The following is a 17858-nucleotide window of genomic DNA, read 5'->3' as shown; positions in this document are numbered from 1 at the left end:
ACGGGTTGCAAGGCCATGGACCGAGCATGCCAGGCTGCTGGCCAGAGGTCAAGTGGTAAGACCAGTGACTATGAGGGCGTGAGCTGCGCCTTCATCGCATCGGCGAGCGCAAGGGCGGCAGAAAGTGGGCGCACCATGACGGTCAGCACGCTGATCGCGCCATCATCGTCGAGCTGGATGAAGTCGCACCCTTCCAGATGCTTATCACCGACCCGGGCCTCGAAAACCAGGGCGTGATCGCGCGCGTCGTCGGCGCCGATCTCGCGGATGTACCGGAAGTCCTCGAACACCGTGATAACCGCCTCGAGGATCCGCCGAAGCGCCTCCCTGCCCTGATACGGCGTGAAAACTACCGGGCTGCGAAAGACCACGTCTTCGCGGAGCAGCGCGACGGCCGCGTCGACATCACGGGCTTCGATCGCGCTCCGGAACGGATGCACCACGTGAAGACCTCCGGTCAGCAGTTCGCTTCGATCCTGAACGTCGCGGTGACAGCGTTGCTTGGATTGTCGGTGAAGGAGCCGTCCGCGGACCCGTCGATCGTGTAGGTACCGCCTGCGCTCTTCACTTCCGCCTCACCGATGTTGCCCTTCCAGAAGCTGCCCGTGAAGCCGCCGAGATCGCGGAAGTCGACCGACTGGGCGGTGACCGCGTCGCCGGTGTCGACGACGGCCTTGAAACCTTTCGCGTCGCCGGGGGTCTCGATGGTCCACGACCATCCCGTCTGCGAGCAGCGGACCGGGTGCGGGCCCCCTGTGCTCTGGCCGTTGATGGTCACCTTGGCGGTGGTGCCGCCGAGGGCCTGCGGCGGTGAGGAGCAGCCGGCGACACCGACAACGAGCACACCCACGGCCACCGCAATGAGTCGGTTCTCCATGTCGGCCGACTCTATTGGAGTTCGCCCCTTCGCCTTGACGTTTCTCTCGGACCGGCGAACTCAACCGCTCGCGAAGCCGTCAGCGCGCAGCGCCGCGGCGGTGGTCTCGTCGGCTGGCAGGAACGCTTCAATCGACAGCTCGGCGGCGGTGAGGTCAAGTGCGGTGCCGAAGGTCGTCACCGTGCTCAGGAACGTCAGCAATTGGCCCTGCGATGTTTCCAGCTCCAACGGAACCGCGACTCCGCCCAGATCGCGCGTTTCCTCGAAACCGCCCGGGTACGACTCGATCTCGGTCAGTAGCTCCGACAATTCGGCCGACCCGCTGACCGAGGCTTCGCGACGAAGCCGTTCGATCAGATGGTGCCGCCATTGCGCCAGATTTCGGATGCGCGGCGCCATACCTTCCGGATGCAGGGTGATGCGCAGCGCGTTTGGTCGCGCAAGCAGATGTGGCGCGACACCGTCGAGAAGCACGGCGGCGCCCGCGTTGGCCTGCACCAGCTGCCAGCCCCGGTCTACCACCACGCAGGGAAAGGGGTTGTAGGCGCCCAGAACCCGCTCGATTCCCTCCCGCACGGCGGCCATGTCCGGATCGTCGAGCGGGCGCTCGCCGTAAACCGGAGCGAGACCCGCTGCCATCAACAACCGGTTCTGGTCGCGCAGAGGCACATCGAGCACCGCGGCGAGGCGCAACACCATGGCCCGGCTGGGAGTCGACCGGCCGGTCTCGATGAAGCTGACATGGCGAGGTGATACGTCGGCTTCGATCGCCAGGTCGAGCTGGGATACACGGCGCCGTTGTCGCCACTCTCGCATCAGCGAGCCAAAGGCCGGTGTCTGAAGTCCAACGCTGGTCACCGGGCCAGTGTTGCTCATGGTTCGGACCAGGACCACTACGTCTGGGGTAATTGCGGCCTTTACCCCGGGCGGGCACCGTGGAGGCATGAGCGGGCAGACGATTCCGCGGTGGTTGCGCTTTGTGCTGATCGCCGACCGCGCCGGTTCCGCCTGGTACATCGGCGGCGGATTCTTCTTCGCGCCGGTGCTCGTGGTGCTGTCGCCGTGGCCGACGGTTACGGCCGTGGCATGGGCGATCATTGGCCTGGCCGGGCTATGGCTGGGACTGCTCGGCATCGCGATGGCCACCGGCCTGGCGATGGTCCTGCGGTCCGGCGGCGAGATCCCCGACGACTACTGGCGTTCCATCATCGACTACTAGCGGCCTAGCGCGAAGCCCCGGTGTAGTCCACCTGCCAGTGCTTGATCCCGTTGAGCCAACCCGACCGTAGCCGCTCGGGCGGGGCGACCGGTTTGAGGTCCGGCATCTGATCGGCGATGGCGTTGAAAATCAGGTCAATGGTCATTCTCGCCAGGTTGGCTCCGATGCAGAAATGGGCGCCCGTGCCGCCAAATCCCACGTGCGGGTTGGGGTCTCGCAGGATATTGAACGTGAAGGGGTCGTCGAAGACGTCCTCGTCGAAGTTGGCCGAGCGGTAGAACATCACCACCCGCTGGCCTTTTTTGATCTTCACCCCGGACAGCTCGGTGTCCTCCATTGCCGTGCGCTGGAATGACGTGACCGGCGTGGCCCAGCGGACGATCTCGTCGGCGGCGGTCACCGGACGCTGCCTCTTGAACAACTCCCACTGATCGGGGAAGTCGGTGAACGCCATCATGCCCTGGGTGATGGAATTGCGAGTCGTCTCGTTGCCCGCTACAGCCAGCAGGATGACGAAGAAGCCGAACTCGTCGTCGGAGAGCTTGTGTCCTTCGACGTCGGCTTGCACCAGCTTCGTGACGAGATCGTCGCCGGGGTTCTTGGTCCGTTCGGCGGCCATCTGCATGCCGTACATGATCAGTTCGATCGACGCGGCCATTGGGTCATTGCTGGCGAACTCCGGGTCTTGGTCACCCACCATCTGATTCGACCAATCGAAGAGCTTCTTGCGGTCTTCCTGGGGCACGCCCATGAGGCCGGCGATCGCCTGCAGCGGAAGCTCACAGGACACCTGCTCGACAAAGTCGCCCGAGCCTTCGGCCGCTGCCACCTTGACGATGTTCTGCGCTCGCTGATCAAGCTCGTCGCGCAGATGCTCGATGGCACGCGGCGTGAACGCACGCGAGATGATCTTGCGCAGGTGGGTGTGGTGCGGGGCGTCCTGGTTGAGCAGCACGACCTTGCCCCGCTCGAGCGACTCGGGGTCGGCGCCATCGCGATAGCGCGGCAGTGCGGTCTTTGCATTGCTGGAGAAGACGTCGCTGCGCCGGGACACCTCCTTGACGTCCTTGTGCTTGGTCACCACCCAGTAGCCGCCGTCGTCGAAACAGCCGACGCCCTTCGGCTGCTCGTTCCACCAGATTGGCGCGACCTTGCGCATCTCGGCGAGTTCCTCGACCGGCAGCCGTTCGGCGTAGATGTCGGGATCGGTGAAGTCGAACCCGGGCGGAAGGTTGGGAGACGGCATCGATGCCCTCCTGATATGACGTTGTCTAGTGGCCGTACCGCATTGCTACACCACAGTTGGGGCCAGGTGAGGCGGGTTTGGGAAACTCGGCGCAAGTCCGAGAAACACCGAAGTGAAACGTGTTCTGACTCGATGCGCACAAATTGACTGCTTGGCCACAGGCGGCACAGGTGTAACAATTTCGAGGGCCAGGCTGAAGCATCCAGTAGCACCGCGCCATGGCGGTGGACCGGAAGGGGGCATCGGTGAGGATCGATCTTCGAGCAACGGCGCTGTCCGCGGCAATGGGCGCCCTCGGCGCTGTCGCCGCGGTGACGCTCGCGGCACCGGCGATGGCCGAACCGCTGATCCCCGTCCCACCACCGCCGCCCCCGGCGCAGGACGCCGCCATCCAGGCCACCGCGGCCGATCCGGCGGCGCCTCCCGCGCAGGGAGTGCCACATCTGGTGAGCCCGGAAAACCTGCCTCCCGGCACCGTCGACGATCCAGTCGCCCCGAGCCAGCCGCGCCTGACGTATCTGCGCGAGCTATGGCATGCCATGCAGACACAGGAGGTGAGCGGAAGCGACGCGCTGCTCCTGCTGACGCAGCGCGGGCTCGACGCCAACGCCACGCCACCTCCGGGCATGCCGGCAGGCCCACAGGCGCCGCTGCCCCCGGCGCCGCCGCCCGCGCCCTAACTCGTGACTGGCCGCAGCCGTCGGCCGGCTTGATCGAGGATCTGACGCACCATCCGGACATGCGCCTTCTCGGTCATCGCCCACACCGCGCGGGCGAGCATATTGCGTTGGCACACGAACGAGGCGAAGAGCAATGTGTCGCCTTCCCGCAGGAACAACAACTCACCCGGCATCCCGATGCGGGACTCGGCACCGAGCAGAATCAACTCCGGCGTGCTCTGACGCACGTTCCAGCCGAGCACCGAGTGTTCCGACGAGCCGGTGCCGATCTTCAACCCGATCGACGTCCACCCTGACTGAAGCTGAGCCCGGATGGCCAGCGGAGCGCCTTCCAAGGTCTCGCGGGCGCATCGTTCGGCCGTGTGTGGTACCGGTCCGAGTTCAACGAGAAATGCGTCGGCATAATCGATTCGGGTCAAGGTGCTCATTGCTAGTACGGATGGTGGGACTTCTATCTGACGAACCCGGTCCGCCGACCCGGTCACTTCAGCGCTCATTGTTACCTCCCGACACAGGCTGGCGCCACGCCCAGCCGATTTCCCGCAGCATCACGGGGTAGACGGCCAAGTGGCGAAACGGTGCGATCGCCGCCATGTACATCGAGCCCATCAATCCATTCGGCTTGACCAGAACGGCCATCTGACCGCGGTACCCGCCCGCTTCGTCGGCGACCCAGCCGACGTGCAGCACGCCGTGCACGGTCTGGTTGGCGATCTCCATCGCGAACTCGTCGTCTGTCACGTACAGCGGGATGAAGGGGTCGGCGTCGGCGCCGAAATCGGTTGCGGTGCCGGCCAAATCGGACGGCAGCCGATCACGAAGCGTGCCGACCCGTGCTCCAAGGCCGGCCTCCGGGCGGTCGATCCCGAGTACGCGCCCCAGCGCGAAGCGGATGGCGAACAGGCTCCGCACCACGATCGAGGATCGCCCCGGCTCATACTCCGCCATCAATTGCACCAGTCGCGGGAAGTCGCCGGGCCCACCCGGCGTGGGCAGTGCCCAGACGTCGAGCAGTCGAAAATCCTTGGCTACTTCGTGGATTCGCCACGGCCGCGACGTGTGCTCGGCCTTGTCCAATGGGCCAGAATCAAACATACACTACTGTATGCTTGGCTGGATCACGCCGTCAATACCCGCGAGATATGGAGACACGATGGTCGCTCAAACCCGCACACCGAAGAGTGCGTGGATCGACGCGGGATTGCGGGCACTCGCCAATGGCGGGCCCGATGCGGTGCGCGTGGAGCTGATCGCCACCGAACTCGGTGTCACCCGGGGTGGCTTTTACTGGCACTTTCCCAACCGCCAGGCATTCGTGGAGGAGATGCTGAACACGTGGGAACTCCGAAGCATCGATGAAACGCTCGAACGCGTCGAGAAGGAAGGCGGCGACGCGCGGGCCAAGGTCCGCCGGGCGGGCATGCTCACCTTCTCCGAGGCATTACTTCCGATCGACCTCGCCATTCGTGACTGGGCTCGGCGCGACTCCTCCGTTGCCACGCGTCTGCGCCGGGTCGACAACCGACGCATGGACTATCTGCGCACCTTGATCGGCACATTCATCGACGACGCCGACGACGTCGAGGCCCGCGGCATGCTGGCCTTCTCGCTGGCCATCGGCAGTCATTTCATCGCAGCCGATCACGGCGCCCGCAGCCGCAAGCAGGTACTGGACCGGGCGACTCAGCGACTGCTGGGCTGAAGTACCGGCGTGCTGTCCGCGAAAGAATCGGCGGCGGCCAGATCGAACACGCCATGATCGCTTCCGAGGCCCTGTGCCACCAAAGCCGCTGCGGCACAACCGAGTCGGGCCGAGACCGACAGGTCGCGCCCGAGGCCTGTGCCGCGCAGAAATCCGGCTGAGAACGCGTCGCCACATCCGGTTGTGTCGACCACATCGACGGCGAAGGCCGGCACCTGCACCGTCTCATCGGCGGTGACGACCAGCGCTCCGTCGGCGCCACGCGTCGCCGCCACGCACGTCACTCCGCGTGCGATCAGTTCGCGGCAACCCTGCTCGAGCGTCGCGGCACCGGTCAGACCGAGGACCTGCTCGTCGTTGGGCAGCAGGTAGTCCAGGTGCGGCAACGCCGGCGCGATCCACGCCAGCACGCCTGGGTCAGCGGTGGTGAGGATGTCCGCCGACGTCACGACACCGGCACTCTTGGCTCGGGACAGAATCGCCGCGGCCGCTTCGCCGCCCATCAGCTCGGGTCCGCCGACATGCAGATGGCTGGCCGCGGCGATGTGATCGTGCGGTGCGTCGTCAGATCCGTAGGTGAGGGTCGCGCCGGGGACGTGAAATGCCGGCCGGCTGCCGTCGGGACGGATGGGAAGCACGGACGACGACGTCTGCACACCGTCGCGGCGCAGCAGCAGCGATGTGTCGACGCCGTATCGCGCCAGCATGCTCACAAACAGATCACCGATCGGGTCCGCGCCTATCGCGCCTGCGCTGCGCACGGTGGCGCCGAGCTTGGCCAGGGTGAGCGCTGTGCCTCCCGCGGCTCCGGCGGGGCTGAAGCGGATCTGCTCGACGAGAGCGACGCCTTGGCCTTCGGGGATCGCATCGACGGGCCGCAGCTGGACGTCGAACACGTGAGCGCCGAGGCAGACGACGGTCTGGTTCATGAGTCGGTTCCAGCACTGCGCGTGGCGGTGAAGGCCACCGTGACGGTGTCGACGACCTTCATGGCACCCATCAGCATCGAATAGGGCTTGACGCCGAATTCGGTCTGGCGAACCTCGGCTTCGCAGGACATATGCCAGCCGTCGCCGAGGTCCTTCACGCGCAGATCGACCTCGTGTCGGCGGCTCTTGCCGTGGATCTCGAGCGTGCCGCGCAGCCGGTAGCCGTCGCCGGTCTGTTCGATGCGATTCGCAGAAAAGCGGATTCGCGGGAACCTGCCTGCGTCGAGAGCTTTCAGGGCGTGTGAGCGTGCCAGCGCCTTCTCCGGCGCGGACAGGGCCATCAATCCACCCTCGCCCGCGGACACTTGCAGTGAGTCCACGTCGACGGTCAGCTCCGCCGCGATCGGTTGTCCGTCGGCCCACTGCACCGTCGCATGCCAGGAGTTCATCGTGATGGTCAGGCGATGTCCCATCTTCGCGGCCCTGCCGGTGACGCCGGTACGAACAAGCAGTTCACCGTCGGCTGCGTCAAGGCTCCACTGCGTGTCTGCCACGGGCCAGACTGTACCTAGGCTCCGACGACGGAAGGGAATACCGATGCTCGACGCGCACAGTGTTGCCACCCGCCTTCCTGCGCGGGATCTGAACCGCGCAAGGGCGTTCTATGCCGACAAGCTAGGGCTCGAGCCCAGCGAGGAACGGCCCGGCGGCTTGCTCTATCGCTGCGCGGGCGCAGAGTTCGGCGTGTTCGAATCCGCGGGCGCCTCACCGGGCACCTTCACCCAGATGGCGTGGACGGTTGATGACATCGAGGCGACGGTCGTCGAGTTACGCAGGCGTGGTGTGGTTTTCGAGGAGTATGACCTGCCGGGGCTGACGACCGTGAACGGTATCGCCGAGATCGCAGGCAACTACCCGAGCAAGGGATCCGGTGAGCGGGCCGCCTGGTTCCGGGACAGTGAAGGCAACATGCTTGGCATCGGCCAACCGATTCCCTGAAATCAGGTCGCGGCCACCGCGACGGACACGGCCTCGATCCGGGCAGGAACGTGCTTGTGCCATGGGGTGCCGGCATACTCGTCGCGCCACTCGGTCGACGTGAGCGAATTGGGCGCAACCCCGGGAGTCTGTGCTTCACCGTCGCCGTCCGCGAAGTCGAGGCCGAAGCCGTTGGGCAATGACGCATGTCCTGGCAGCATCGCCTCGCTGATCTCGACGCTTGCCTCGGCGCTGCCCGCCGCGGTGGTGATGCGCGCGCGGCCGCCGTCGGCCAGGCCCAGCGCCTCGGCATCCTCGATGCTGATGCGCAGTGCGCCGTCGGCATCGCGTTTGCGCCACGACGGGTCGCGGAAGATGTCGTTGGCCGTGTAGGCGCGACGCTCACCGGCCGAGAGCACGATGGGGAACTCCGGTGTCGTCAACCCGGGGCGGCTGTCGGTCAGCGCGCGTATCTCGTGGAGCATCTCGGGCATGTCCAGCGCGATCTTGTGATCGGCGTGAGTGATCAAACTGAAGTCGTCGTCGTACTCGTGGACGGTAAACGTCACCCCCGACCGGCTCTCGAGAATGGCGTCGAACAACGCGTTGCCGTCGGCATAGCCCGCGCGGCGCACCGCCTCCGGATAGGTCATCGCCGCCTTCTGGGCGAGCCCCCACAATGCTGCAGCACCGGAAAGCCCTTCGGGCAGAGTCGGTCCCAATGTCTCGTATAGGACGAATGGCAACACCTTGCCGAGCATCGGAGTGGTACTGACTGCTTGCAGGAACGCCTCTGTGAACGCCTGGCGGCTCTCGCCGGCGGCGCGGCGCAGCGGCTCCAGATCGGCATCGTCGACGACGCCGAGCGCCCGCACCAGCCGCGCCCAGATCTCAGGCTCGGGCAGTGTGCCCTCCAGCGGCTCCATCAGCCGATGACGGAGATGGAAATCGTTGTGCGGGAACTCGAGATTGAAGAACGTCGCCTCGGCCTTCTCGAACTGACTGGCCGCGGGCAGCACATAGTGTGCGAGCCGAGCCGTCTCGGTCATCGCGACGTCAATGACCACCATCAACTCCAGCGATTCGAATGCCGCGCGGCATGCCGCGGAGTCGGCCAGCGAGTGGGCGGGGTTGCTGCTCTCGACGACCATCGCCCGGAATCGATCGGGATGGTCGGTCAGAATCTCCTGGGGCACAACATTGCTCGGTATCAGCCCACCGATGATGGGAGCGCCGGTGACAGGCGTGCGCCCGACATCGGCGGTGTGGCGGAACAGTGGCCCGAACGACGAATGCAGGTGCTGGCCACCGCGTTTGGCGAAGTTTCCGGTCAATATCCACAGGAGCTTGTTCAGGTATGAGCACAACGTGCTGTTCGGCGCCTGTTGGATGCCCAGGTCCTCGAACACCGCGACGCTGTCGGCGCCGCCGATCCTGCGGGCAGCGGTGCGCACCAGTTCCTCGTCGACGCCGCAGCGCTGTGCGTAGTCGCCGACCGGAACATCGTGCAGAACATCGCGAACAAGCTCGGCTCCGTTGACATGCTCGGCGATGAACGACTCGTCGCACAGATCCTCTTGCACCAGAACGGCGGCCAGTGCCGCCAGGCACCACGCATCTGTTCCCGGGCGGACCCGAAGATGAATATCGGCCATCTTGGCGGTGTCGGTAATCACGGGATCGATGACGATCATCGAGCGTTCGGGATCCTTGGCGATCTCGTTGAGTACGGTACGGGCGCGCGGAAAGCTCTGCGACATCCAGGGGTTCTTTCCGATGAACACCGAGACCTGGGCGTGTTCGAATTCTCCCCGGGTATGGCCACCGTAAAGATACGCGTCGACCCATGCCTCGCCGGTCTTCTCCTGGGCCAGCGCATTGGACCGGTAATGCGAGCCGAGCGCCTTGAGGAACGCGCCGCTGTAGGCGCCGCCGAGGTGGTTACCTTGCCCGCCGCCGCCGTAGTAGAAGATCTTGTCGCCGCCGTGGGTGTCGGCGACGCGTTTGAAACCGGCGGCCACTTCGGCAATCGCTGTGTCCCAATCGATTTCCTCATAGGAACCGTCGGGTCGACGGCGCATTGGCGAGGTGAGGCGGGCGCGGTTGTTCTGGTAGTGGTCCAGGCGCAGCGCTTTGTTGCAGGTATAGCCCTGCGACGCAGGGTGTTCCTTGTCGCCGCGGATCTTCGCCAGCTTGCGGCCGTCCAGTTGCACGACGATGCCGCAGTTGCACTCACACAAGATGCATGCGGTCGACTGCCATTCACCAATCATCGCGGTTTCCTTTCCGACGTCTCGGCCTGCAGGAGAGTGCGCAGCTGGCCATGGACAAGGTCGAGCGGCTTGATGTCGCGTGAGGCGCGCGCGACGACGATGGCGCCCTCCATTGCGGTGGTCGTCAGCATCGCGAGCTCCTCGGCGCGTTCGGTAGACACGCCGTCCGCGATGAGCCGTTGCGCGATGAGGTCGGTCCATCGGGCGAAGACGGCCCCCGCGCGGTCGATCACCGGAGCCTGATCCTGTTTGGTGGGGTCGCCGGCTTCGACAGCCACAGCGACAACCGGACATCCTGCTCGATAGTCCGTGTGGATCAGCTGATTTCGATAGTCCGCGATGAGGTCGTCGAGGACCTCGACGCCGGTGCGACCCTTTGCGATGCGGCTGGCGATGAACTCGCCGGCGTAATCGATTGCCTCACAGAGGAGTTGAGTCCGGCCGCCGGGGAAGTAGTGATAGGCCGACCCGCGTGGAGCGCCGCTGTGTTCGAGGACGTCGGCGATGGCGGTCGGGTGTGCGCCGCGCTCGCGGATCAGCAGCGCGGCGGATATCACCATCCGTTCGCGGGGGCTGGCCATACCAGTGTCGATCCCTTCAGCCGAAGGCTATGTATGTCACCTTACATAATCGACTCGCGTGGTTCTAGCCCCTGGCCCAAGTCGGCGTTAGCAGTCGCCCGGCAGCCTCGGGGGACCGGCGCGCACGCGGTCATTCATCTGATCAATCGGCCACGGGCCGTCCCACTGCCAACCGAACGCCCACGGGCTGACGTCTTCGAGCCACCACGTCGCACCAACATCGTCGTAGCTCTGCACGGTTGCTGTGGCGTCGTCGGTGTCGTCGGCGCTGGTATGGCCGGCCACCACGACGTCGAAAGATTCGGCGCTGCTTCGGTTTTCGCCGACGAAGGCGACGACGTCGCGCACGTCGTCGGGGGACAGGTAGCTGACCATATCGGCGCTGCGCCCCACGGGCACGACGCCGTCCCACCGCGCGGCGCGCCGAAACGGCGGCCGACCGGGCCAGGTGCCGGCGACCCAGATCGGCACGCGTGGCTGCTGCACCGGGGTCGGCAGGAACGGCGTCGGCAGTGGCTCGGGACTGCCGGGACCTCCGTCGCCGCGAAACGCGTAAAACCGTCCGTCGTGGAGCACCGGCTCACCGCTGAACAGTTTCGTCAGAAGCTCGAGCCCTTCGTCGAGCATCGCGCCGCGCGTGCGCAGGTCGGTCTCCTCGCCCAGGTAGTCCCATTCCCATGGGCCTGCGCCGATACCGACACCGAGGATCATCCGCCCGTTCGACAGGTGATCAAGCGAGACGACCTCACGGGCAAGCTTGGTCGGCCGGCGGCGGGGCAGCGGCGTGACCAGTGGCCCGATGCGGATCCGTTTGGTGGCGATGGCGATCGCCGACAATGCGATCAACGGGTCGACGATCGCCGTCGGCCAGGCGACGGTGTGGTCCCAGAGAAAGAAACCGTCCCAGCCCGCGCGCTCGGCGTCGCTGGCAAGTGCCGCCAGAACGCGCGGGTCGAAGTACTCGCCGAAGTTGGGCACCGTCAGGCCGTAGCGCACGCCGCGACCATACGGCGAGCGTCCGACAATGCAGGCGCCCCGGCGTCAGACGGTGGCGGCCTCGTTGAGCTCGTTGAGGGTGTTGGTCGCCTCCAGGTACTCCTGCACCCACCGCTCGATCACGGTCGAGGTCTTCTCGACCTTGGTGAACTGGCCGACGACCTGACCGATCGGGTTGAACGCGACGTCCACACTCTCGTTGGGGTACTTGTGCGTGGCGGCGACGGCCATGCCGGACACCATGTACTGCAGCGGCATGCCGAGCGGCTTGGGGTTATTCGGGTCTTCCCATGCCTCGGTCCAGTCGTTTTTCAGCATGCGTGCCGGCTTACCGGTGAACGACCGGCTGCGGACGGTGTCGCGACTGGAGGCCTTGGCGTACGCGGCGTGCTGCACCGGAGTGTGCTCGGACTCCTCGACCATGACCCATTGCGAACCGGTCCACGCGCCCTGGGCCCCGAGTGCCAGGGCAGCGGCGATCTGCTGGCCGCTGCCGATGCCGCCGGCTGCCAGCACGGGAACCGGCGCGACCTCCTTGACGACCTGCGGCCACAGCACGATCGAGCCCACCTCGCCGCAGTGACCGCCGGCCTCGCCGCCCTGAGCGATGATGATGTCGACACCGGCGTCGGCATGCTTGCGCGCCTGCGACGGCGATCCGCACAGCGCAGCGACCTTGCGACCTTCGTCGTGGATGTGCTTGATCATGTCCGGCGGCGGTGTGCCGAGCGCATTGGCGATCAGCGTGCACTTCGGATGCTGCAGCGCCACCTCCACCTGCGGCGTCGCGGTCGCCTCGGTCCAGCCCAGCAGCTGCATCGCGTCGTCGTCGCTGTGGTCGACCGGCACGCCGTGGTCGGCGAGGATCTTGCGGGCGAATTCCACATGCTCTTCGGGCACGAGGTCGTTGAGCGTCTTCTTGAGCACCTCCGGGGACAGATCGGCGGAGTCCATGCCCTCGTATTTGTTCGGGATGACGATGTCGACGCCATAGGGGTGATCGCCGATGTTCTCGTCGATCCACTTCAGCTCGATCTCGAGCTGTTCCGGGGTGAAGCCGACCGCGCCGAGCACTCCGAAGCCGCCGGCCTTGCTGACGGCGACGACGACGTCACGGCAGTGGGTGAAGGCGAAGATCGGGAACTCGATATTGAGCTCGTCGCAGATGGGGGTGTGCATGCTGCTCCTCGGGTGGGGCGGTCGCCGAACTGAAACGTGTTCTAGTTTAGCTTAGGCGCCGCACCGTCATGCGGGAAGGGGCTCGCCTGCAGCGGCTTGGACGGCCTGCAAACTACGCCTCGTTGGACTGGTCGAGCACGTAGACGGCGTTGCCGTGCGGATCTTCGAACCCGGCCCACCATCCGCCGGGAATCTCGAGGGGTTCGAGCCACACCGTCAGCTCACCCCGTCGTTGGTCGATCCATTGGCGGGCGTCGTCGACAACGAGAATCGGCCCCGGCCGGCCGACGCGTTCGGTGTCGACATCGATCATGAGCTGGACGTTGACGCCGGGCATCGCGAGCGTCACGGTGTGGTCGCCTTCGCGCCAGCCTTCGTCCCAACCGAGCGTGTCGCGGTAGAACGCCAGGGCGGGCGCCAACTCGGGTACCGGTAGATAAAGAAACTCTGCGGTCGTCATAACTGAAACATAATCTAATTATGTAATCCAGACAACCAGTTATGATCGCGGCATGCCGGAATGGATCCCGTCGGAAAGCTCGTCGAAGGGACGCCTGGTTCTGCGCGCCGTGGATGCGTTCAGCGCCGAGGCATTTGACGACGTCAACGTCGTCGCGCTGTGCGCAGCAGCAGACGTCACGACGGGCACGCTCTACCACCACTTCGGGACCAAGCTGGGGCTGTACGAGGTGGTCCGGCTCGAGGTGGAGCGGCGGACCGCCGACCGGATCGCGGGCGCGCTGGCCGCCCGCGCGGACGATCCGCCAGCCGTTGCGGTGCGGGCGGCGCTACTCGTGGCGTTCGACTATGTCGTCGGCGCCGGTCGTGTGCGCCTGATGGGCGCGCCGGTTCCGCCGGGGCATGACGACGGACTGGAGGCCGCGGTGCGTTCGGCGCTCGACCCGCAATCCGCTGTCGCGAAGGTGTGGCTGGCGGCGTGGCGGGCGGCGCTGATGTGCACGCTCGACGGTGAGAGCGTTGAGGCGGCGCGGTCGGCGCTGGCGAGATTCAGCCTCGACGAGCGCTAGGCGGTGGCCAGCCGCACCGCGAGGAACGCGAGAATGCAGCCAAGGCACACGAGGTGATCCCGCAAGACCGAGCGTGCGAGTCGCGTCTGGCCCGCAGGACCGTCGAGGCGGGCGCCGAGCCGAACCGCATTCGGAACGGTACGCAGCGCCGCCAGCAGAATCGGAAACCCGGCGAGGATCGCCGATGTGAGGAGCAGCCAGGCTGGGTCGCCGCCACGGATGGCCTCAAAACCCAACGCCGCCAACAAGATCGCCATTACGAGCGCAATCAGGTAGCTCATCGGCCGCGACGAGGTCGTCGCGCGCCGGTAGTACGAAGCGATGGAGACCAGCACCGGCTCGGGCAGCTCCGCCCGCTTGCCGTGGCCGAGAACCTGAACATCGAACATGAGGTCCATCCACAAGACGGCCAGCAAGAACCCGCCGCATGCCGTCAGCAGGAGCGCCGCGGCGCCCATACGCTCGTCATTTCGATTGGGGTTCGATCAGGACACTGAACGCGGTTGCGTCGCCACTGCCAAACAACCGCTCGTAGGCGTCGAGTGTGCGCGCCGATGCGAGGCCGAGCCGCTGCAACGTCGCACAGGCGAACTGCACGGGGGACTGCGGGCCTGCTGTGATCAGGTCGCCGTCGACGACTGCGCGTTGGTCGATGTACCGGCCGTCACCTCGATAACCGGTCGCCGCAAGGTATTCGAGGGCGGCGCTGGTGTGTTCCCGATCGTCGAGCAAGCCGGCGCGGGCCAGGCCTGCGGTGGCACCGCAGATGGCGGCGACCGGTACACCCGCTTCGAGGAATCGGCGGGCCGCGTCGGCGAAGGCCTCACCGCCGCCGATGTCCCACATCTCCCCGCCGGGCAGGATCAGCAAGTCGCTGTCAGCTGGGTCGAGTTCGGCGATCAGTGCGTCCGGAATCATGTGCACGCCGCCCATCGTGGTGATCTGGTCCAGCGACTCGGCCACCGCGACGATGTCGAACCGAATGCCGGTAAACCTGCCCGTGCGCAACTCCGCCAGGAGGTGTCCGACCTCCCAATCGGCAAGCGTGTCGTAGAGGCCCAGATGTGCGGTCCCGTTGCGGCTAGACATCGCCGTCAGTCTAGAAGCTGCCCGCAGGAACTCAGCCGCGCCGCATCATTCCGCGCCGACGACGCACCCCCGCGATGCGAAGCACCGGCCAGCCGTTCTCGAGCGCGATCGCGGCGAGGCCGGGACGAGGGTTAACCGGTCGCGGATGGCCGACCAGCTTCATCAACGCGGCGTCTTCGTTGCCGTCGGCGTAGAAGTAACTGCGTTGAAGGTCAACACCGTTGTCGTCACAGAACTGTTCGACGGCGCTGGCCTTCCTGGTGCCCCAGATGACTGGCCGCTCGATCCGGCCGGTCAGCAGACCGTCGTCGTCGAGCTCGAAGTGGTTGCACAGCACATGGGTTATCTCGAGGAAGAGGGCTACCGGCTCGGCGTGGATTGTCAGCGCAGACGAGCTGAGCACCACGGTGTGGCCGCGCTGTTGATGCGCCTGCACGATTTCGTGCATGAACGGAAAAACCCACGACGCAACACGTTCCACAAACAACCGCTCACCGATCTCGTCGAGTTCGGCAAGCGACTCGCCCCGCAGATAGCCAGCCGCCCGCGTCATCAGCCGCTCGAAGTGCATCCTGCCGAATCGGTACCGCATCGAGGCTTCGATGACGCCCAGCACCTCGCCGATTCGCGCTTGCCTTCGGCGAATGCGATCACCGGCATGGGCTGTCGCGGTGAACCCATCGACGAGAGTGCCGTCGAGATCGAAAAAGGCACCGACCTGGGGCCCCGTAGGGCTCGCACCGATCTCCGCGATCGGATCGGGCGTCGAGGGCGGCGAGCTCACGTTGTCCAGCCTAACTACGTGGCGTATAGCCCTTTTCCGGTAACCAGCGGCAGGTCCAGGGTGGTTCGGATACCCGGGGCGGCGGCGACGACGTCGGGAATTGCGTTCACGATCCGGCCCGCCGCGCCGAGGATGGCCGCATAGTTGTGGTCGCCGTTGCGGCTCGACGGGCAGATGTCCATGGTGTACGACGGTTCGCCGATGATCTCCACGCGATACGAGCCGCCGGGTGCGGCGGGCTGTGCCCAGTCCGGTCGCAGGTCACCCCGCAGCCGGGTGACGTGCTCGACGACAATTGCCGGCTTGCCGTTGACGATGCCTTCGATCTGGAATCGCAGCGCCGCCACAGTGCCCTTGGCGATGCGGCCCACGGCGACGTCGAAATCTTCCGGCGCCGGCTCCTGTTCGACGGAGTCTCTGATCTCGTCGACCTCGATCCCAAGACCGGCCGCTAACTGACGGATGGCCGTGCCCCAGGCGATGCTGAGCACGCCCGGCTGGAACAACAGCGGGAAGTCGCCGAGCTGATTGCCGAAGCCCATGACGTCGAACATCACGGTCGCCCCGTCGTAGGTCGCGTAGTCCGCGATCTCCATTGTGCGCACCTGTTCGATGCTCTGACACGTGCCGGCCAGCGCGAACGGAAGCAAATCAGTCGCGAATCCTGGATCGACCCCCGTCATGAACACCGTCGAATTACCTTCTCGTGCAGCGTCTTCGACGCGTTCTATGTACTTGTCGGGGATCACTTGCCACGGGTACTGCAGGACTCCGAGCGCCGAGCCCACGACGTTGATACCCGCGGCGAGGATGCGCCGGACATCAGCCATCGCCTCCGCCAGCCGGGTGTCGCCCATCGCGCAGTACACGACGGCGTCGGGTTTGGCCGCGATGATGGCGTCAAGGTCGTCGGTCGCGGCGATCCCGGTCGCCACCCCCAGCCCGGCCAGTTCGCCTGCGTCCTTGCCCACCTTGGCGGCGGTGGACACGCAAACGCCGGTCAGGTCGAAACGCGCGTCGTTCACCAATTGCTTCAGTGCGAGGCTGCCACAATTGCCGGTGCCGATCAGCGCGACGCGGATAGTCATGACAACTCCTACCTGAAGGAACTGGAACAGGTTCTACTTGTAGCACGTGGCGCTTGGTAGCCTGACCCGTCATGGGACGCGTGGATGGAAAAGTTGCACTGATTAGTGGCGGCGCGCAGGGAATGGGCGCAGCCGACGCGCGGGCGCTGGTCGCGGAGGGCGCCAAGGTGGTGATCGGCGACATCCTCGACGACAAGGGCAAGGCCCTGGCCGACGAGATTGGCGAGTCCGCACGTTACGTCCACCTCGACGTCACGCAGGCAGATGACTGGGAGGCCGCCGTCACCACCGCGGTCAACGACTTCGGCAAGCTCAACGTGCTCGTCAACAACGCCGGAACCGTGGCACTGGGCCAGATCGGTCAGTTCGACATGGCCAAATGGCAGAGGGTCATCGACGTCAACCTCACCGGGACATTCCTCGGCATGCAGGCTTCGGTCGAGGCGATGAAGGCAGACGGCGGCGGATCCATCATCAACATCTCCTCGATCGAAGGCTTACGCGGTGCTGTCATGGTGCACCCGTACGTGGCGTCGAAGTGGGCTGTGCGCGGCCTGACGAAGTCGGCGGCACTTGAACTCGGCCCGTTCAACATCCGCGTGAACTCGGTGCACCCCGGCTTTATCCGCACCCCGATGACAAAGCACTTCCCGGACAACATGCTGCGGATTCCATTGGGCCGACCCGGTCAGCCCGAAGAGGTGGCTACGTTCATTGTGTTTCTCGCCAGCGACGAATCGCGGTACTCGACGGGATCGGAGTACGTGATGGACGGCGGACTCGTCAACGACGTACCGCACAAATAACCTCAGAGGTAATCGACCTGCGGCGCAGGGGCCGACATAATGGCATATGTCCGAACAGATTCCGGCCTATGCGGTGGGTTACTTGCGCGATGTGGCTTTCGGCGACGACATCATGCGCTATATGCGCGAGATCGACGCCACGCTTGAACCGTTCGGCGGCGAGTTCATCGTGCACGGCGGTCACATCGAACCTGTGGAGGGCACGTGGGGTGGGGACCTGGTGATCATCCGCTTCCCCGACCGGGCGTCCGCGATGGGTTGGTATGAGTCAGCCGACTACCAGCGAATTCTTCCTCTTCGCTTGGAGAACTCCCGGTCGATGGCTGCCATCGTGGACGGCGTCAAGCCGGGACATACCGGTGCCGCGAAGGTCGCCGAACTACTGGCGCAATAGCCTTCGACT

24 protein-coding genes are annotated in these 17858 nt (G+C 65.6%); 7 read left to right on the top strand and 17 right to left on the bottom strand.

Going from position 1 to position 17858, the window contains the following annotated elements:
• Nucleotides 1–68 precede the first annotated feature (68 nt).
• From VFH65_RS14290 to VFH65_RS14280, 3 genes are read right to left on the bottom strand one after another with little or no spacing between them, the layout of a single operon-like run.
• Nucleotides 69–440 carry a nuclear transport factor 2 family protein gene (locus VFH65_RS14290; protein WP_414688415.1) on the bottom strand — a complete coding sequence of 124 codons (372 nt, stop codon included), beginning with the start codon at nt 438–440 and terminating at the stop codon, nt 69–71.
• Nucleotides 441–457: 17 nt separating this feature from the next.
• Entirely contained in the window at nt 458–877 is a 420-nt protein-coding gene (locus VFH65_RS14285; RefSeq protein WP_353322339.1) for a lipoprotein LpqH, read from the bottom strand.
• Between the two features lie 60 nt (nt 878–937).
• Nucleotides 938–1753 carry a helix-turn-helix domain-containing protein gene (locus VFH65_RS14280; RefSeq protein WP_353322338.1) on the bottom strand — a complete coding sequence of 272 codons (816 nt, stop codon included), beginning with the start codon at nt 1751–1753 and terminating at the stop codon, nt 938–940.
• Nucleotides 1754–1820: 67 nt separating this feature from the next.
• Here VFH65_RS14280 and VFH65_RS14275 point away from each other — a divergent pair, with 67 nt between their 5' ends.
• Nucleotides 1821–2096 carry a hypothetical protein gene (locus VFH65_RS14275; protein ID WP_353322337.1) on the top strand — a complete coding sequence of 92 codons (276 nt, stop codon included), beginning with the start codon at nt 1821–1823 and terminating at the stop codon, nt 2094–2096.
• Between the two features lie 4 nt (nt 2097–2100).
• On the opposite strand, the gene VFH65_RS14270 is transcribed toward VFH65_RS14275, so the two are convergent.
• Nucleotides 2101–3342: a cytochrome P450 gene (locus VFH65_RS14270; protein WP_353322336.1), complete on the bottom strand. Its 1242-nt coding sequence runs from the start codon at nt 3340–3342 to the stop codon at nt 2101–2103.
• A 245-nt stretch (nt 3343–3587) separates the two neighbouring features.
• On the opposite strand from VFH65_RS14270, the gene VFH65_RS14265 reads away from it, so the two are divergent.
• A complete protein-coding gene (locus VFH65_RS14265; RefSeq protein WP_353322335.1) occupies nt 3588–4022 on the top strand; it encodes a hypothetical protein in 435 nt (144 codons plus the stop codon).
• On the opposite strand, the gene VFH65_RS14260 is transcribed toward VFH65_RS14265, so the two are convergent.
• Nucleotides 4019–4450 (bottom strand): hypothetical protein, encoded by a 432-nt coding sequence (locus VFH65_RS14260; protein WP_353322334.1) that lies wholly within the window; start codon nt 4448–4450, stop codon nt 4019–4021. The genes VFH65_RS14265 and VFH65_RS14260 overlap by 4 nt on opposite strands.
• Nucleotides 4451–4508: 58 nt before the next feature.
• Nucleotides 4509–5117: a DUF2867 domain-containing protein gene (locus VFH65_RS14255; RefSeq protein ID WP_353322333.1), complete on the bottom strand. Its 609-nt coding sequence runs from the start codon at nt 5115–5117 to the stop codon at nt 4509–4511.
• 58 nt (nt 5118–5175) lie between these two features.
• Here VFH65_RS14255 and VFH65_RS14250 point away from each other — a divergent pair, with 58 nt between their 5' ends.
• Nucleotides 5176–5724: a TetR/AcrR family transcriptional regulator gene (locus VFH65_RS14250; protein WP_353322332.1), complete on the top strand. Its 549-nt coding sequence runs from the start codon at nt 5176–5178 to the stop codon at nt 5722–5724.
• Here VFH65_RS14250 and VFH65_RS14245 read toward each other — a convergent pair.
• Both VFH65_RS14245 and VFH65_RS14240 read right to left on the bottom strand, forming a co-directional pair.
• Complete coding sequence (locus VFH65_RS14245; protein ID WP_353322331.1) at nt 5706–6653, bottom strand: carbohydrate kinase family protein; 948 nt, start codon at nt 6651–6653, stop codon at nt 5706–5708. The two genes, VFH65_RS14250 and VFH65_RS14245, sit on opposite strands and share 19 nt — an antisense overlap.
• Nucleotides 6650–7207 carry a YceI family protein gene (locus VFH65_RS14240; RefSeq protein WP_353322330.1) on the bottom strand — a complete coding sequence of 186 codons (558 nt, stop codon included), beginning with the start codon at nt 7205–7207 and terminating at the stop codon, nt 6650–6652. The genes VFH65_RS14245 and VFH65_RS14240 overlap by 4 nt, the downstream gene beginning before the upstream one ends.
• 43 nt (nt 7208–7250) lie before the next feature.
• Here VFH65_RS14240 and VFH65_RS14235 point away from each other — a divergent pair, with 43 nt between their 5' ends.
• Nucleotides 7251–7652 (top strand): VOC family protein, encoded by a 402-nt coding sequence (locus tag VFH65_RS14235; RefSeq protein WP_353322329.1) that lies wholly within the window; start codon nt 7251–7253, stop codon nt 7650–7652.
• A 2-nt stretch (nt 7653–7654) separates the two neighbouring features.
• On the opposite strand, the gene VFH65_RS14230 is transcribed toward VFH65_RS14235, so the two are convergent.
• From VFH65_RS14230 to VFH65_RS14210, 5 genes are all read right to left on the bottom strand, one after another.
• A complete protein-coding gene (locus tag VFH65_RS14230; protein ID WP_353322328.1) occupies nt 7655–9904 on the bottom strand; it encodes a molybdopterin-dependent oxidoreductase in 2250 nt (749 codons plus the stop codon).
• A complete protein-coding gene (locus VFH65_RS14225; RefSeq protein ID WP_353322327.1) occupies nt 9901–10485 on the bottom strand; it encodes a TetR/AcrR family transcriptional regulator in 585 nt (194 codons plus the stop codon). The genes VFH65_RS14230 and VFH65_RS14225 overlap by 4 nt, the downstream gene beginning before the upstream one ends.
• An 87-nt stretch (nt 10486–10572) precedes the next feature.
• A complete protein-coding gene (locus tag VFH65_RS14220) occupies nt 10573–11481 on the bottom strand; it encodes an LLM class flavin-dependent oxidoreductase (RefSeq protein WP_353322326.1) in 909 nt (302 codons plus the stop codon).
• 45 nt (nt 11482–11526) lie between these two features.
• Nucleotides 11527–12660, bottom strand: coding sequence for a nitronate monooxygenase (locus VFH65_RS14215; protein WP_353322325.1), 1134 nt, complete (start codon nt 12658–12660; stop codon nt 11527–11529).
• A gap of 112 nt (nt 12661–12772) precedes the next feature.
• Nucleotides 12773–13120, bottom strand: coding sequence for a VOC family protein (locus VFH65_RS14210; RefSeq protein WP_353322324.1), 348 nt, complete (start codon nt 13118–13120; stop codon nt 12773–12775).
• A 52-nt stretch (nt 13121–13172) separates the two neighbouring features.
• Between VFH65_RS14210 and VFH65_RS14205 the strand changes: the two genes are divergently transcribed.
• Nucleotides 13173–13688, top strand: a complete 516-nt coding sequence (locus tag VFH65_RS14205; protein ID WP_353322323.1) for a TetR/AcrR family transcriptional regulator — start codon at nt 13173–13175, stop codon at nt 13686–13688.
• Here the strand turns inward: VFH65_RS14205 and VFH65_RS14200 are convergent.
• From VFH65_RS14200 to VFH65_RS14185, 4 genes are read right to left on the bottom strand one after another with little or no spacing between them, the layout of a single operon-like run.
• The gene (locus VFH65_RS14200) at nt 13685–14146 is read right to left on the bottom strand and encodes a hypothetical protein (RefSeq protein ID WP_353322322.1); all 462 of its coding nucleotides are present in this window, start codon (nt 14144–14146) and stop codon (nt 13685–13687) included. The two genes, VFH65_RS14205 and VFH65_RS14200, sit on opposite strands and share 4 nt — an antisense overlap.
• A 7-nt stretch (nt 14147–14153) precedes the next feature.
• Nucleotides 14154–14777, bottom strand: coding sequence for a DJ-1/PfpI family protein (locus VFH65_RS14195; RefSeq protein WP_353322321.1), 624 nt, complete (start codon nt 14775–14777; stop codon nt 14154–14156).
• A 31-nt stretch (nt 14778–14808) separates the two neighbouring features.
• On the bottom strand, nt 14809–15561 hold the full coding sequence (locus VFH65_RS14190; RefSeq protein WP_353322320.1) for an HAD family hydrolase: 753 nt from the start codon (nt 15559–15561) through the stop codon (nt 14809–14811).
• A 14-nt stretch (nt 15562–15575) separates the two neighbouring features.
• Nucleotides 15576–16649, bottom strand: coding sequence for a diacylglycerol kinase (locus VFH65_RS14185; protein WP_353322319.1), 1074 nt, complete (start codon nt 16647–16649; stop codon nt 15576–15578).
• A gap of 71 nt (nt 16650–16720) precedes the next feature.
• Here VFH65_RS14185 and VFH65_RS14180 point away from each other — a divergent pair, with 71 nt between their 5' ends.
• Complete coding sequence (locus VFH65_RS14180) at nt 16721–17455, top strand: glucose 1-dehydrogenase (RefSeq protein ID WP_353322318.1); 735 nt, start codon at nt 16721–16723, stop codon at nt 17453–17455.
• 46 nt (nt 17456–17501) lie between these two features.
• Nucleotides 17502–17849 (top strand): DUF1330 domain-containing protein, encoded by a 348-nt coding sequence (locus tag VFH65_RS14175; RefSeq protein WP_353322317.1) that lies wholly within the window; start codon nt 17502–17504, stop codon nt 17847–17849.
• Nucleotides 17850–17858: the final 9 nt, after the last annotated feature.

It is taken from the genome of Mycobacterium sp. (assembly GCF_035697385.1).
In the GTDB taxonomy this organism is placed as follows: domain Bacteria; phylum Actinomycetota; class Actinomycetes; order Mycobacteriales; family Mycobacteriaceae; genus Mycobacterium.
This window is presented reverse-complemented; position numbering and strand designations above follow the sequence as displayed.